Here is a 13,854-nt window from a genome sequence, read left to right on the forward strand (position 1 = left end):
CTCGCCCCCGCCACAACCCTAGCAGGAACTTTCTGAAGCGCAAGAACATTTAGGGAACATGCTGCCGGTCGTGGCCGGAATGGCTAGCGGCAGCGAGCCGGAGACCCGCTGCCGCCAAAACCCTCAGAGATTCATGATCATCGGTTCGGGGATGTAGCGGAAGCCATCGCCTGCCTTCACCACATGGCCGTAGCCCGGCCAGGGGAAGTGATAGGACATCACGGCCGTCTTGTTGGCCGCGATCGTGTCCAGCAGCCTCACCCGCGTTGCCGCCGCCATCTTCGGATCGGAGTCATAGGCGAATTCCATCTTCGGCCGCTCCAGCAGCAGCACCTGATGGTGGGTGAGATCACCGAGGAATGCGAACGACTTTCCACCCGACTGGATCATGAACATATGGTGGCCGAAGGTGTGGCCGGGCGCGGCGATTGCCGTGACGCCGGGCAGGAATTCCTGCTCGTCCTTGAAGAACACGATGCGGTCGCGCACCGGCATCAGGTTCTTGCGCGCGTGAGCGATGAAGTCCTTGAGCGGTCCGTCCAGTTTTTTCTCGTCGGTCCAGAACTCGAGATCCGCCTGGCTGATGTAGACCTGCGCGTTCGGAAACAGCGGCTTGCCGCCTTCATCGACGATGCCGCCGATATGGTCGACATGCGCATGGGAGCAAACGATCGCGTCGATATCTTCCGGCTTGAGGCCGGCTTCGGTGATGCTCTTCTGCAAACGCCCGGTGGTCGGTCCAAAAAGTTTCGACGTGCCCATGCCGGTGTCGAACAGGACAATGCGTTCGCCGAAATTCACGATCGGCGCGTTCTGTTCGAGAATGACGTTGCTGGGGCTGAGGAAATTATCGCTCAGCATCTTCTGCACGTCTTCCTTCGGGACGCCGAGGAATGTGCCGGATGGATCGCCGAGCGGCAGCGGCCCGTCGGACACCACCGTAACTTCGGCCTCGCCGAGTTTGAAGCGATGAAAGTAGGGAGCCTGCGTGCCGAGCTTTGGCGCGCGCGCCATGGCAGCGCCGCTCATCATTGTCGCGCCAAGGCTTGCGCCAAGACTTGCGCCGAGTCCGGCACCGAGAGCGAGGAGAGATCGTCGCGAAACATCGAGCGTCATGCATTCCTCCGTTGAATTTTGTTGTTGGCCACGTGTCGTCGCAACTGCGATTATGAGCCCCGTTTCCGGGCGCTGGCAAGGACGGCCATGCACAAGCGCGCACGCGCGGCGTCACGCGGAAGTCATGCCGGCTTCAAATCGGATGTTGAAAATCAGGCGTGCTGACTGGCGCCGTGGGCGCTGCTGTTCGGAACCAGCGTCGCGTCCCTGTCGTCGATCTTCGGCGTAATCCGAAGACCGAACACATGCGGAAAACGCATGATGTCGACATTGAAGTCCGCAGTGGTCACCGGTGTTGCGGCGGCCGCGGATTTCGGAGCGTAAAGCCGGCCCCAGATGTCGACCCCGGCGAATTGCGGCAACTGGGTGAGGCGCAGGTTGCCGATGGTGCCGTCGAATCTCAAGAGATGGCGCGCGCGGTCGTTCATCATCAGGACCCAGCCGTCGATGGCGTGACCGGCGTCATTGGTGATGGGGCAGGCGATGATCATCGCGTCCGGCGCGGTGCGGAACAGGTGATCGTAGATCTCGGTCTGATGGTTGATCAGCTCGGAATAGACCACAAGAATCACCGCGCCGTCGGTGACCTTGATCGGCAGGATCAGGCGCTGCCAGAGCTGGCCGGTTTGCGACCAGGTCGCGGTAAAGCGAACGAAGGCCGGTGTGAGGCGCTTGGCCACCTGACGATAGACGTCGGCGAATTCCCGCTTGAGGGGGTTGATCTGCTGCGACAGCAGGCTGCCTGCCAGGCTTTCGCTGGCGTTAGCCTGAACCGACTCGCCCACGTACATGTAGACAAAGTCGTCGTTGATGGTGAGCAGGTGAATGGAATTGGAGCGCAACTGATAGGAACATTCCTCGGTCAGTCGCTGCAAGCTTAAATCATTGGTATCGTTGAGAGTTTTCCACTTGACCCACAGGAATTCCATCGCGGCGGTGGTCAGCTCGCGCGGAATCGAGGTGCCGTTGAAGACTTCAATTGCCATTGGTCAGCCCGTTTCGGTGCACGCATACCGCGTATCCGGCATTGGCACACTCCCCCCACCGCCAGATTGGCAGAAGGTGGTCAGCAATTGATTAAGCTGTCATCGGGTTGTTACGCGCGTTTGGCGGCGATGACGTCCCAGATCCTGGCCGCGACGTCGGGGCCGCCGAGCCGGGCGATGGCCCGGATGCCGGTCGGCGAGGTTACGTTGATTTCCGTCAGGTGGCCGTCGATCACATCGATGCCGACGAACAGGAGGCCGCGCTCGCGCAGCGCGGGCTTCAGCCGTTCGCAGATTTCGCGCTCGCGCGGCGACAGATCGGTCGCGGCCGCTGCGCCGCCGCGCACCATGTTGGAGCGCAGATCGTCTGCGGCCGGCACGCGGTTCACGGCGCCGGCGAATTCGCCGTCGACAAGGATGATGCGCTTGTCGCCATGCTTCACTTCGGGAAGGAAGCGCTGGATCACCCACGGCTCGCGGAATGTCACCGAAAACATGTCGTAGAGCGAACCGAAGTTCATGTCGTTCGGCGTGATGCGAAACACCGCAGCGCCGCCATGGCCGTACAGCGGCTTCATCACCACGTCGCCCTGCTCGGCCCGGAAGGCGTTGATCTCGTCCTTGTCGCGCGAAATCAGCGTCGGCGGCATCAGGTCCGCGAATTCCATCACGAAGATTTTTTCCGGCGCGTTGCGCACGCTGGCCGGGTTGTTCACCACCAGCGTTTTGGGATGAATGCGCTCGAGGAAATGCGTGGTGGTGATGTAGGCGAGATCAAACGGCGGGTCCTGCCGCAGCAGGATCACGTCAAAGGATTCCAGATCGACGCGCTTCGCATCGCCCAGCGTGAAGTGGTCACCCTCCTGATCGCGCACGGTCAGCGGCTGAACGCTAGCGACCAGTTGCTCGCCCTTCAGGGACAGCTTTTCGGGTGTGTAATAGGATAGCGCATGGCCGCGCTTCTGTGCTTCGAGCAGCAGCGCGAATGTGGAGTCGCCGCGAATGTTGATCCGCGCGATGGGGTCCATCTGGACGGCGACTTTCAGCTTCATGATTTAAACCCGGCCATTGTTCGTTGCGGCGGCAATCTGTGCGATTTCAGCTTCCGTTGCCAGAGGTTTTGCACGCAACCCTGCTGTTCAGATGCCGGCATCGAAGGCCGCCATCAGATGCTTTGGCAGGTGTTTCGGGGCGATTAAAACGACGTCGAACCGCATGTCGAAATTGGTGTGCTCGGGATGCGTCATCAGCCAGGCTTGCGCGGCTGCGACAATGCGCTGCTGCTGCTGCGGAGTAACGGAATAGGCCGCATCGTCCAGCGAAGCGCGGGCCTTGACCTCGACAAAGGCCAGCAGGCTGCCTCGTCGTGCGACGATATCGATCTCGCCATACGGCGTCCGGAAGCGCCGGGCCAGAATGCGATAGCCCTTGGCGATCAGGTAAACGCAGGCTTTGCTTTCGGCGGAAATTCCGGTCTGAAAGGCCGCGACCCGCGCGGGCGAGGGAGGCTTTGCTGTGCGGTCCTCGGGCGCTGAATTCGTTGGCGCAATGGTGCCACGCATCTTGAGCGTTCGCGGCGGCGGATCGCTATCCCGCGTCATCGCCATCCCTTGAGAGCTCGAGGGCACGGGCATAGATTTCCCGGCGCGGCCGCCCGGACACTTCAACCGCATGAGCCACGGCGTCCTTGACGCTGCCGCGCGCCAGCGATGTCCGCAGCAGGTCGTCGAGCGCGTCGTCGCTCATCGCTCCTGCATCGGCGGCGGGCGGACCCACCACCAGCACGAATTCTCCCCGCGTCTCGAGCGTGTCGGCAATCGCCGCGAGTTCGGAAAGGCGCGCGCGGCGCACTTCCTCATGCAGCTTGGTCATTTCGCGGCAGATCGCGGCTTCGCGCTCGCCCATGACGCCAGCAAGATCTTGCAGAGAATCCTGCACCCGTGCGCCGCTCTCGAACATCACCAATGTTGCGTCGATGCGCGCAAGCTCGGCGAGGCGGGTGCGGCGTGCATTTTGTTTCGACGGCAGGAAGCCCTCGAAGAAAAACCGGTCGGTCGGCAGCGCTGCAATCGAGAGCGCCGTCAGCACCGATGACGGACCCGGCAACGCGATCACCGCAAAGCCCGCTGCGCTGACCTCGCGCACAAGCTTGAATCCCGGATCGGAAATCAGCGGCGTTCCGGCATCGGACACCAGTGCGATGGACGATCCGCGCGCCAGCGCGTCCAGGATCTTCGGCCTTGCCTGTTCTGCATTGTGCTCGTGATATTGCTTGAGCGTCGCATTAATGGAGAAACGCTCCATCAGCCGCCGCGTGATTCGTGTGTCCTCGCACGCGATGATGTCCACGCCGGCGAGTGTCTCCAGCGCGCGCAGGGTGATGTCGCCGAGATTGCCGATGGGCGTCGCGACCAGATACAGGCCGGGTGCGGCCTTGGGCGCATGCACAAGTTGCCCTGCCACCGCGAAACTGCGGGCCGAGCTGTCGGAATCAGGGGATGAAGCGGAGGATGGTTTGGTGCGCATTGGGACAATCTAGCGCCGAAGCGCCGTCTCGTCTTGTTCGCACCTGCAATAGCTGTTCATGTCCGGTTGTGCGGGAGTATGCAAAAAGCCTTTGATCCGGCTGGCCTATAGCCGACAATATGCCTGAATCCTCTTCCAGACGTGTCTGAGGATCGATACCCGGAAGTTAATGATGGTTGCGCCGTTCACTCCAAAGCCTCCCCGCACCGGCGCGACCCGCCGCAGTGCTGTCGGCCTGATTCTGGGGGCGCCGCTCATCGCCGGATGCGCCGGAAGCGGCATGCAGTCTCCTTTCTCCGGCGGCGAGCAGCCGGCCGGTCCACCCCAGCAACCGGCGGCGGTGGGCAGCGGCCAGGTCAAGGTCGGGCTGTTGCTTCCGTTGTCGGCGTCCGGCAATGCCGCCGTCGCCGCGCAATCGATGCGCAATGCCGCGGAACTGGCGCTCGCAGAATTTCAGAACCCGAACATCCAGCTTCTGATCAAGGACGACAACGGCACTCCGCAGGGCGCACAGCAAGGTGCCCAGCAGGCCGTCGACGAGGGCGCCGAAATTATTCTGGGGCCTTTGTTCGCCCAGTCGGTTCCGGCCGCTGCACAGGCGGCGCGCAATCGCGGCATCTCGATGATCGCGTTCTCGACCGACTCGAGTGTTGCCGGACGCGGCGTCTATCTTCTGAGCTTTCTGCCTGAGTCGGACGTCAATCGCATCGTTGAGTATGCGGCGGGTGCCGGCAAGAGATCGTTCGCCGCCTTCCTGCCGGAGAATGCTTACGGCAATGTGGTCGAAGCCGCTTTCAAGCAGGCGGTCCCGCGCCGGGGGGGCCGCATTGCCGCGTTTGAAAAATACGGCGCGGACCGTTCGCAAATCGGCGCGACCGCGACAACGATTTCCGAGGCGCTCAAGAATGCGGACACCTTGCTGCTTGCCGACGATGGTGACGCCTTGCCCATGGCCGCCGATGCACTTGTCGCGGCCGGTGTGAATCTCCAGCGCCTGCAATTGCTCGGCACCGGTCTGTGGGACAATCCCCGGGTGTTCGCAAATGCCAATCTGCGCGGCGGGCTTTACGCGGCGCCTGACCCGGCCGGCTTCCGCGGCTTTTCCCAGCGCTACCGTGCGAAATACAACGGCGATCCGGTCCGCACCGCAACCCTCGCCTATGACGGCGTAGCGCTGGTTGCTGCGCTCGCCCGCACACAGGGCGGCCAGCGGTTTTCGCCGGAGGTCCTGACCAATCCTTCGGGCTTTGCGGGCATCGACGGGTTGTTTCGGTTTCGCAGCGACGGCACCAATGAGCGCGGCCTTGCCGTGATGCGTGTCGGCCCGAGCGGTGGACAGATCGTTGCCGGATCGCCGAAGAGTTTTGGGGCGTAGGTTCTTTCAACGCAAATCACGCCGTCATCCTGAGGTGCTCGCTCTTGCGAGCCTCAAAGGATGACCCGTGAAATGCCGTCGCCCTTCGAGGCTCGCCGCGATGCGGCTCGCACCTCAGAGTGACAGCGATCGGGTTGTGATTACGCGGCGAGATCCGCGACCACGGCGTCCAGCACCGGAAATCCCTGCATCGTCACCCGCACGCGTCCGTCGGGATCGACGGTGATCGCGCCTTCGTCGCGCAGGATTTCGATTCGCCTCGGATCGAGCGCGCGGCCTGACAGGGCGCGATAGCGCACCGGATCGATGCCTTCCGCCAGGCGCAGCCCCATCAGGAGATATTCGTCGGCGCGCTCCTCGCTGTTGAGAAGTTCGTCGCTGGTCACGCCGTGGCCCTGCGCTTCGACACGCATCAGCCACGTTTCCGGACGCTTCTCTGTCGCGATGGCGTGACGGATTCCGTCGATATCGAGGCGGCCATGCGCGCCGGGGCCGATGCCGGCATATTCCTGGCCGCGCCAGTAGACGAGGTTGTGCTTGCACTCTGCGCCCGGCCGCGCGTGATTTGAAATCTCGTAGGACGGCAGACCAAGTTTGGCGCAAACATCCTGCGTCACGTCATAGAGCGCGCGCGCCACGGCCTCGTCGGGAATCTTGAGCTTGCCGGCGGCATGCAGACCGAAGAACGGCGTCTCCGGCTCGATGGTGAGCTGATACAGCGACAGATGCTCGGCGGCTTCCGCCACCGCGAGCTTCAGTTCGTCTTCCCACATCTGCGGCGTCTGGTCGGGCCGCGCGTAAATCAGATCGAACGAGTAGCGGTCGAATACCGAGCGCGCGATGGCCACCGCGTCGAGCGCCTCGCGTGCGGTGTGCAGGCGTCCCAGCGCTTTCAGTGAGGCATCGTCGAGCGCCTGCACGCCGAGGGAGACGCGATTGACGCCGGCGTCGCGGTAGCCACGAAAGCGCGTGGCCTCGACGCTGGTCGGATTGGCTTCCAGCGTCACCTCGACATCGCCGGCGACGCGCCAGTGCCGCGCGATGGCGTTGAGAATCGCGCCGACCGTCTGCGGCTGCATCAGCGACGGCGTGCCGCCGCCGAGGAAGATCGAGGTGACCTCGCGGCCTGGCGCGCGCGCGGCGGTGGTCTCGATCTCGCGCTCGAAGGCGCGCGCAAAACGAAACTCGTCGATCGGCGCGTGGCGCACATGGCTGTTGAAGTCGCAGTAGGGACACTTCGACAGGCAGAACGGCCAGTGGACGTAGACACCGAAGGCCTGTTTCGCGTCAGCGCTCATTTGAGGCACATCTCCGCGAGTTTCACAAAGGCCTTGGCGCGGTGGGAAAGTCCCATTCCGTGCGGCGGCAGACCGTGCTTCTCGATGCTGGTCATCTCGCCGAAGGTGCGGCTGTGGCCGTCCGGCAGAAACGCCGGATCGTAACCGAAGCCGGCGGTGCCGCGCGGCGGCCAGACCAGCGTACCGTCGACGCGCGCTTCCACATCTTCGAGGTGTCCGTCGGGCCACGCCACACACAGCGCGGAGACGAAATGCGCCTTGCGCTGTGCGGGCTCCTTCGCGCCGCGCTCCTGCAACAGGCGTTCGATCTGCGACATCGCTGCGAGAAAATTCTTGTCCTCTCCCGCCCAGCGCGCCGAATAGATTCCGGGCTGGCCATCGAGCGCATCGACTGCGAGGCCCGAGTCGTCGGCGAAGGCCGGAAGTTTCGTTGCCTGTGCCGCGGCCACGGCCTTGATGCGGGCATTGGCCTGAAACGTCGTGCCGGTCTCAATCGGTTCGGCGAGACCGAGTTCTGCCGCCGACACCGCCTCCACGCCGTAGGGCGCAAGCAGTTCGCGCATCTCGGCAAGCTTGCCGGGATTGTGGGTCGCGATCACAAGGCGGCCGGTGATTCGGCGATGATCACTCATGCGCAATGGTTATCCGTGACGGGTGCGAGCGGAAGCGGGAAAATTACGCCACCGCCATTTTTTGCAGGTCGACCAGCCGGGCGATGCCCTTCTTGGCCAATGCCATCAGGTTGAGGAACTCCTCCTGCGAGAACGGCGTCTTTTCGGCGGTGCCCTGGACTTCGATGATGCGGCCGTCGCCGGTCATGACGAAGTTCGCGTCGGTCTCGGCCTCGGAGTCTTCGGCGTAATCAAGGTCGAGCACCGGCGTGCCGTTGTAGATGCCGCAGGAAATCGCGGCGACGTTGTCGCGCAGCACGTTGTCGTTCTTGAGCATGTTGCGCGCCTTCATCCATTGCAGGCAATCTGCCAGCGCGACCCATGCGCCGGTGATCGACGCGGTGCGTGTGCCGCCGTCAGCCTGAATGACATCGCAGTCCACGGTGATCTGGCGTTCGCCCAGCGCAACAAGGTCGACGGTGGTGCGCAGCGAGCGGCCGATCAGGCGCTGGATCTCGACGGTGCGGCCGCTTTGCTTTCCGGCAGCGGATTCACGGCGCATGCGCTCATGGGTGGCACGCGGCAGCATGCCGTATTCGGCGGTGACCCATCCGCGGCCCTGTCCCTTGAGCCAGGGCGGCAGGCGATCTTCCAGCGTGGCGGTGACGAGCACATGGGTGTCGCCGAATTTTACCATGCAGGAACCTTCGGCGTATTTGACCACGCCGCGTTCCAGCGTGACGGGGCGCAGTTCGTCGGGCGCGCGACGGCTCGGCCGCATGAAAAACCTCCTGATATTCCGGAAAATCCTGATTTGGCGCTGCTTTTAGGGGGTTGGGACCGCAGCGGCAAGGGAAGATAAGGATGTTCGCAGAATGCGGCTTGTCATCGTCCCGCGGCATGGACAATTGTAGCAGGAACAACCCGTTTGGAGCCCGATTTTGGCCCACCATGACCCGATAGGCCATCTGATCACGCCGAACGCCGGACTGGCGCAGCTCAACGAGCGGTCGCGGGATATCTTCCGCCAGATCGTCGAGAGCTATCTGGCCACTGGCGAGCCGGTAGGTTCGCGCAACATTTCGCGCCTTATCACGATGCCGCTGTCTCCGGCCTCGGTGCGCAACGTGATGTCGGATCTCGAGCAGTTGGGACTGATCTACGCGCCGCACACCTCCGCGGGCCGGCTGCCGACCGAACTCGGCCTGCGCTTTTTCGTCGATGCGCTGATGCAGGTCGGGGATCTGACCGAGCCGGAGCGGCAATCGATCGAAAGCCAGCTTAAATCCGTCGGCGGAGCAACGTCAGTCGAAGCCGCGCTGAGCGAAGCGCTGACACGGCTGTCGGGTCTGACCCGCGCAGCCGCCGTGGTCCTTACGCAGAAGTCGAATGTGCGGCTCAAGCATATCGAATTCGTGCGGCTGGAACCGACGCAGGCGCTGGTCGTGCTGGTGGCCGAAGACGGCCAGGTCGAAAATCGCGTGCTGACGCTGCAGCCGGGCGTGCCGTCGTCGGCGCTGACCGAAGCCTCGAATTTTCTCAACGCCAGGATTCGCGGGCGCACATTGGCGGAGGCGCGCAGCGAACTCGAAGCCGCGCTGACGGCGGGACGCAGCGAGCTCGATCAACTCACGCAAAAGGTGATCGCGGCGGGTATTGCGAGCTGGTCCGGCGGCGCCAGCGACGAGCGGCAACTGATCGTTCGCGGTCACGCCAATCTGCTGGAAGATCTTCATGCGATGGAGGATCTCGAGCGGGTGCGGCTGCTGTTCGACGATCTTGAAGCCAAGAAAGGCGTGATCGATCTGCTTGGCCGCGCGGAACGCGCCGACGGAGTGCGCATTTTCATCGGCTCCGAGAACAAGCTGTTCTCACTGTCCGGCTCCTCGACCATCATCGCGCCCTATCGCGATGGCGCGGGTCATATCGTCGGCGTGCTCGGCGTCATCGGCCCGACCCGGCTGAACTATGCGCGGGTCATCCCGACAGTCGATTACGCCGCCCGGATCGTCAGCCAGCTGATCGGCAAGTAGTGCGTTTGCGCTTGATTTTCCGCCTCTAAAGCACGATATGCGGGCTAACAATCCCACATGACGACGACGATTTGCTGAAAAGGGTAAGCAATGGCCAATTCCAATGGGCAAAAGGAACCGCAGGACGCGTCGGCGCCGGAACCGGCGAACGACAAGGAGCCCGTGGTCTCAAAGCCGTACGTGATGCCCGACGATCCCGAGGAGGGTTCGGTCGAAGCGCTCACCAAGGAGGTGGCCGAGGCCAAGGACCGGATGCTGCGCACGCTCGCGGAGATGGAAAATCTGCGCAAGCGGACCCAGCGTGAAGTCGCCGACGCGCGGACCTATGGCATTACGGCTTTCGCGCGCGACGTGCTCGACATCGCCGACAATCTGCAGCGCGCGCTGGATGCCGTGCCGATGGAAGCCCGCGAAGCCGCCGATCCCGGCCTCAAGGCGCTGATCGAGGGCGTCGAGCTGACCGAGAAGTCGCTGCACAAGGCGCTTGAGAAAAACGGCGTGCAGAAGCTTGAACCGCTCGGTGAGAAGTTCAATCCGAACTTCCATCAGGCGATGTATGAGGTGCCGGATTCCTCGGTGCCGGCGGGCACTGTCGTGCAGGTCGTGCAGGGCGGGTACACTATCGGCGAACGCGTGCTGCGTCCGGCGCTGGTCGCTGTCTCCAAGGGCGGCGCGAAGAACTAGCGTCTGCTAACGCGGGTCGATGCCGTCCCGGACTGCGCGGAATCGCGGGAACGCTTTCGGCCATTCCTCGCGGGTCGCGCTTGCGATAATCCGCAGCGATGATCCGCCGCCGAATCTCAGCCACTGCACCACGGTCACCGGCGTGTCGTTCTTGCCGGCCACGGCTTCGATCCGTGTTTCGAATCCGGGTGTGCCTTCGATCCGCATCGGCTCGTTCGAGATGATGCGCGCATTGCGAATGCCGGGAATGGCGGCGGCGGCCTGTTGGGCAAAGCGCCCGCGATCTTCCGGCGAGGACGGACCAGACGCCGTCAGGCCGATCACCATGTAGGGCGCACCATCGAGCGTGGTGTCCTCGGTGCCGTCGGTCAGCAGGATCGACGAGCGCGGCGCCAGGGTTCGAACGGTTTTGAAATCGCTGAGCTCGCCGATCTTGAACGGCATCAGGCTGAGCTGTTCCTCGGTCGGCACTTCGTTGCGCAGTGTCGCAGAGGCGAACATCTTGCGCATGGCGTCATCTGAGAGAGGCTTGGCGGCATCCTCGCGGGCCTGCGCGATGATGTAGCCGGTGAATTTCTCGCCGGAGATGATGACCGAGTACATCTTGATCGTGGTCGCGCCATCCTTGCCGGTATCGGACGTGATGAACGCCTTGCCGGCCGCGGTTTCGAAAGCTTCCGGCTTCGATCCTGTGGTTGTGGGCTTGCCCTCCTTCACAGCGGCTTCGACTGCGGCGAACGCTGCCGGAGGTATCTCGGCCACGCCGACCTTGACCTTCTGATCCGCGGATTCGAACCCCAGAAAATCCTTGGCCACGGTGAGCCCTTCGGCGGGCACCAGCCCGACGCGTGCCCCCGATGGGAACACCGGATCGGCGGCCAGGGCCGGAGATGCGACAGCGATAAAGACAACGGCGAGAAGGCGGACGATTGTTTTCATGAAGCCTGACTGATGTCGTATTGAGGCCGTTCGATGGTTGGGCACGGCGGGATGGTCTCGTTTTCGAGGCCCTGACTGTTTCCGCGCCGGGCCAACAGATCAAGGCCCGAATCGTTGCAAATTGACGCATTCGCCGTTGCTTCCCGTGCCCGGAGGGCGGGTCTGTGGCGGGCGTAAAAATTCATTTTCCCGGCTGTTTACAAGGGCCGGTCCTTGCGGCCCCATGCCCCCCTCCTATATGAGGCGGAGCGTCGCGACGTCGCGAACATTTGATATTGGGGGTTTGGATTGGTGCGCCGTCAGGGCCCAGCCAACCTGCCGCAAAAAGAAGGACTAGAGGACCATGGGAAAGGTCATTGGGATCGATCTCGGCACCACGAATTCGTGCGTTGCCGTGATGGACGGCAAATCGCCGAAAGTTATCGAGAATGCCGAGGGCATGCGGACGACACCGTCCATCGTTGCCTTCACTGACGACGGCGAACGCCTCGTCGGCCAGCCCGCCAAGCGCCAGGCTGTTACCAATCCGGAAAACACCATCTTCGCAGTCAAGCGCCTCATCGGCCGCCGCTACGACGATCCGACGGTCGAAAAGGACAAGAAGCTTGTCCCCTACAAGATCGTTAAGGCTTCCAACGGCGACGCCTGGGTCGAGGCCGACGGCCAGACCTACTCGCCCTCGCAGGTCTCCGCTTTCATTCTTCAGAAGATGAAAGAGACCGCGGAAGCTCATCTCGGCCAGAAGGTCGATCAGGCGGTCATCACCGTTCCGGCCTATTTCAACGACGCCCAGCGTCAGGCCACCAAGGACGCCGGCAAGATCGCCGGCCTTGAAGTGCTGCGCATCATCAACGAGCCGACGGCGGCAGCGCTCGCCTACGGTCTCGACAAGACGAAGAACGGCACCATTGCGGTATACGACCTCGGCGGCGGCACCTTCGACGTGTCGATCCTCGAGATCGGCGATGGCGTGTTCGAAGTGAAGTCCACCAACGGCGACACGTTCCTCGGCGGTGAAGACTTCGACATGCGCCTCGTCGGCTATCTGGCGGACGAATTCCAGAAGGAGCAGGGCATCAACCTGCGCAACGACAAGCTCGCGTTGCAGCGCCTGAAGGAAGCCGCTGAAAAGGCCAAGATCGAACTGTCGTCGACGACACAGACCGAAATCAATCTGCCGTTCATCACGGCGGACGCTTCCGGTCCGAAGCATCTGACCATGAAGCTCACCCGCGCGAAGTTCGAAGCGCTGGTGGACGATCTGATCCAGAAGACCATTGAGCCGTGCCGCAAGGCGCTGAAGGATGCCGGTCTTTCGGCAGCCGAGATCAACGAAGTCGTTCTGGTCGGCGGCATGACCCGCATGCCGAAGGTGCAGGAAGTCGTGAAGCAGTTGTTCGGCAAGGAGCCGCACAAGGGCGTCAACCCTGATGAAGTCGTTGCCATCGGCGCCGCGATTCAGGCGGGCGTGCTTCAGGGCGACGTCAAGGACGTGCTGCTGCTCGACGTCACGCCGCTCTCGCTCGGCATCGAAACGCTGGGTGGTGTGTTCACCCGCATCATCGAGCGCAACACCACGATCCCGACCAAGAAGAGCCAGGTGTTCTCGACCGCCGAGGACAACCAGGGCGCGGTCACCATTCGCGTGTTCCAGGGTGAACGCGAGATGGCGGCCGACAACAAGATGCTCGGTCAGTTCGACCTGATGGGCATTCCTCCGGCGCCGCGCGGCATGCCGCAGATCGAGGTCACGTTCGACATCGACGCCAACGGCATCGTCAATGTGTCGGCGAAGGACAAGGCGACCAACAAGGAACAGCAGATTCGCATTCAGGCGTCCGGTGGACTGTCGGAAAGCGACATCGAAAAGATGGTCAAGGACGCCGAGGCCAATGCGGCCGAGGACAAGAAGCGCCGCGAGGCGGTCGACGCCAAGAACCATGCCGACGCACTGGTGCATTCCACCGAGAAGGCGCTGGCCGAGCATGGCGCGAAGGTCGGCGAGCCCGAGCGCAAGGCCATCGAAGACGCGCTGGCGGATCTGAAGGAAGCCCTGAAGGGCGACGATGCAGAAGCCATCAAGACGAAGACAAATACCCTCGCTCAGGCTTCGATGAAGCTCGGCGAGGCAATGTACACGCAGCAGGCCGAGGCGGACGCCGCCAAGGATGCTGCGAAGGACGATGTCGTTGACGCCGAGTTTACCGAAGTCGATGACGATAAGACCAACAAGAAGTCCGCGTAACTGTACACGACCGGCCTCCCCTTCAAGGGGAGGCCTTTCGT

Annotated in this window: 13 protein-coding genes; 4 read left to right on the forward strand and 9 right to left on the reverse strand. The window is 62.9% G+C overall.

Translation table 11 applies throughout. The features are described 5' to 3' along the window. Positions 1-123 precede the first annotated feature (123 nt). The 5 genes from HMPREF9695_RS23045 to rsmI form a co-directional block, all read right to left on the reverse strand. Positions 124-1,116, reverse strand: coding sequence for an MBL fold metallo-hydrolase (locus HMPREF9695_RS23045; protein WP_006023327.1), 993 nt, complete (start codon positions 1,114-1,116; stop codon positions 124-126). A gap of 152 nt (positions 1,117-1,268) precedes the next feature. Then, positions 1,269-2,102 (reverse strand): hypothetical protein, encoded by an 834-nt coding sequence (locus HMPREF9695_RS23050; protein WP_006023328.1) that lies wholly within the window; start codon positions 2,100-2,102, stop codon positions 1,269-1,271. Positions 2,103-2,212: 110 nt separating this feature from the next. Further along, positions 2,213-3,154: a glutathione synthase gene (gene gshB, locus HMPREF9695_RS23055; protein WP_006023329.1), complete on the reverse strand. Its 942-nt coding sequence runs from the start codon at positions 3,152-3,154 to the stop codon at positions 2,213-2,215. An 87-nt stretch (positions 3,155-3,241) separates the two neighbouring features. Then, entirely contained in the window at positions 3,242-3,664 is a 423-nt protein-coding gene (locus tag HMPREF9695_RS23060) for a YraN family protein (RefSeq protein WP_245258814.1), read from the reverse strand. A 25-nt stretch (positions 3,665-3,689) separates the two neighbouring features. Further along, on the reverse strand, positions 3,690-4,628 hold the full coding sequence (gene rsmI, locus HMPREF9695_RS23065; protein WP_006023331.1) for a 16S rRNA (cytidine(1402)-2'-O)-methyltransferase: 939 nt from the start codon (positions 4,626-4,628) through the stop codon (positions 3,690-3,692). Between the two features lie 172 nt (positions 4,629-4,800). Here rsmI and HMPREF9695_RS23070 point away from each other — a divergent pair, with 172 nt between their 5' ends. Continuing rightward, positions 4,801-6,003, forward strand: coding sequence for a penicillin-binding protein activator (locus HMPREF9695_RS23070; RefSeq protein ID WP_006023332.1), 1,203 nt, complete (start codon positions 4,801-4,803; stop codon positions 6,001-6,003). A gap of 140 nt (positions 6,004-6,143) precedes the next feature. On the opposite strand, the gene hemW is transcribed toward HMPREF9695_RS23070, so the two are convergent. Genes hemW through rph form a run of 3 tightly spaced genes read right to left on the reverse strand, consistent with a single transcriptional unit; the run spans position 6,144 to position 8,693 of the window. Further along, a complete protein-coding gene (hemW, locus tag HMPREF9695_RS23075; protein WP_006023333.1) occupies positions 6,144-7,301 on the reverse strand; it encodes a radical SAM family heme chaperone HemW in 1,158 nt (385 codons plus the stop codon). Then, the gene (gene rdgB, locus HMPREF9695_RS23080) at positions 7,298-7,933 is read right to left on the reverse strand and encodes an RdgB/HAM1 family non-canonical purine NTP pyrophosphatase (RefSeq protein ID WP_006023334.1); all 636 of its coding nucleotides are present in this window, start codon (positions 7,931-7,933) and stop codon (positions 7,298-7,300) included. Before rdgB ends, hemW begins: the two co-directional genes overlap by 4 nt. A gap of 43 nt (positions 7,934-7,976) precedes the next feature. Next, positions 7,977-8,693 carry a ribonuclease PH gene (rph, locus tag HMPREF9695_RS23085; RefSeq protein WP_006023335.1) on the reverse strand — a complete coding sequence of 239 codons (717 nt, stop codon included), beginning with the start codon at positions 8,691-8,693 and terminating at the stop codon, positions 7,977-7,979. A gap of 160 nt (positions 8,694-8,853) precedes the next feature. Here rph and hrcA point away from each other — a divergent pair, with 160 nt between their 5' ends. Continuing rightward, positions 8,854-9,945, forward strand: a complete 1,092-nt coding sequence (hrcA, locus tag HMPREF9695_RS23090; RefSeq protein ID WP_006023336.1) for a heat-inducible transcriptional repressor HrcA — start codon at positions 8,854-8,856, stop codon at positions 9,943-9,945. Between the two features lie 90 nt (positions 9,946-10,035). Continuing rightward, a complete protein-coding gene (gene grpE / locus HMPREF9695_RS23095; protein ID WP_006023337.1) occupies positions 10,036-10,629 on the forward strand; it encodes a nucleotide exchange factor GrpE in 594 nt (197 codons plus the stop codon). 6 nt (positions 10,630-10,635) lie between these two features. Here the strand turns inward: grpE and HMPREF9695_RS23100 are convergent, their stop codons facing one another. Next, a complete protein-coding gene (locus HMPREF9695_RS23100; RefSeq protein ID WP_006023338.1) occupies positions 10,636-11,568 on the reverse strand; it encodes a hypothetical protein in 933 nt (310 codons plus the stop codon). Between the two features lie 343 nt (positions 11,569-11,911). Between HMPREF9695_RS23100 and dnaK the strand changes: the two genes are divergently transcribed. After that, complete coding sequence (gene dnaK, locus HMPREF9695_RS23105; protein WP_006023339.1) at positions 11,912-13,813, forward strand: molecular chaperone DnaK; 1,902 nt, start codon at positions 11,912-11,914, stop codon at positions 13,811-13,813. Positions 13,814-13,854 lie beyond the last annotated feature (41 nt).

It is taken from the genome of Afipia broomeae ATCC 49717 (assembly GCF_000314675.2).
GTDB lineage: Bacteria > Pseudomonadota > Alphaproteobacteria > Rhizobiales > Xanthobacteraceae > Afipia > Afipia broomeae.

What these genes read in the sequence shown, in the direction of transcription:
- HMPREF9695_RS23060 (WP_245258814.1), bottom strand. Translation starts at nt 3,664, where the DNA reads ATGCGTGGCACCATTGCGCCAACGAATTCAGCGCCCGAGGACCGCACA.
- grpE (WP_006023337.1), top strand. Translation starts at nt 10,036, where the DNA reads ATGGCCAATTCCAATGGGCAAAAGGAACCGCAGGACGCGTCGGCGCCG.
- rph (WP_006023335.1), bottom strand. Translation starts at nt 8,693, where the DNA reads ATGCGGCCGAGCCGTCGCGCGCCCGACGAACTGCGCCCCGTCACGCTG.
- HMPREF9695_RS23045 (WP_006023327.1), bottom strand. Translation starts at nt 1,116, where the DNA reads ATGACGCTCGATGTTTCGCGACGATCTCTCCTCGCTCTCGGTGCCGGA.
- gshB (WP_006023329.1), bottom strand. Translation starts at nt 3,154, where the DNA reads ATGAAGCTGAAAGTCGCCGTCCAGATGGACCCCATCGCGCGGATCAAC.
- rdgB (WP_006023334.1), bottom strand. Translation starts at nt 7,933, where the DNA reads ATGAGTGATCATCGCCGAATCACCGGCCGCCTTGTGATCGCGACCCAC.
- HMPREF9695_RS23100 (WP_006023338.1), bottom strand. Translation starts at nt 11,568, where the DNA reads ATGAAAACAATCGTCCGCCTTCTCGCCGTTGTCTTTATCGCTGTCGCA.
- dnaK (WP_006023339.1), top strand. Translation starts at nt 11,912, where the DNA reads ATGGGAAAGGTCATTGGGATCGATCTCGGCACCACGAATTCGTGCGTT.
- rsmI (WP_006023331.1), bottom strand. Translation starts at nt 4,628, where the DNA reads ATGCGCACCAAACCATCCTCCGCTTCATCCCCTGATTCCGACAGCTCG.
- HMPREF9695_RS23050 (WP_006023328.1), bottom strand. Translation starts at nt 2,102, where the DNA reads ATGGCAATTGAAGTCTTCAACGGCACCTCGATTCCGCGCGAGCTGACC.
- hemW (WP_006023333.1), bottom strand. Translation starts at nt 7,301, where the DNA reads ATGAGCGCTGACGCGAAACAGGCCTTCGGTGTCTACGTCCACTGGCCG.
- HMPREF9695_RS23070 (WP_006023332.1), top strand. Translation starts at nt 4,801, where the DNA reads ATGGTTGCGCCGTTCACTCCAAAGCCTCCCCGCACCGGCGCGACCCGC.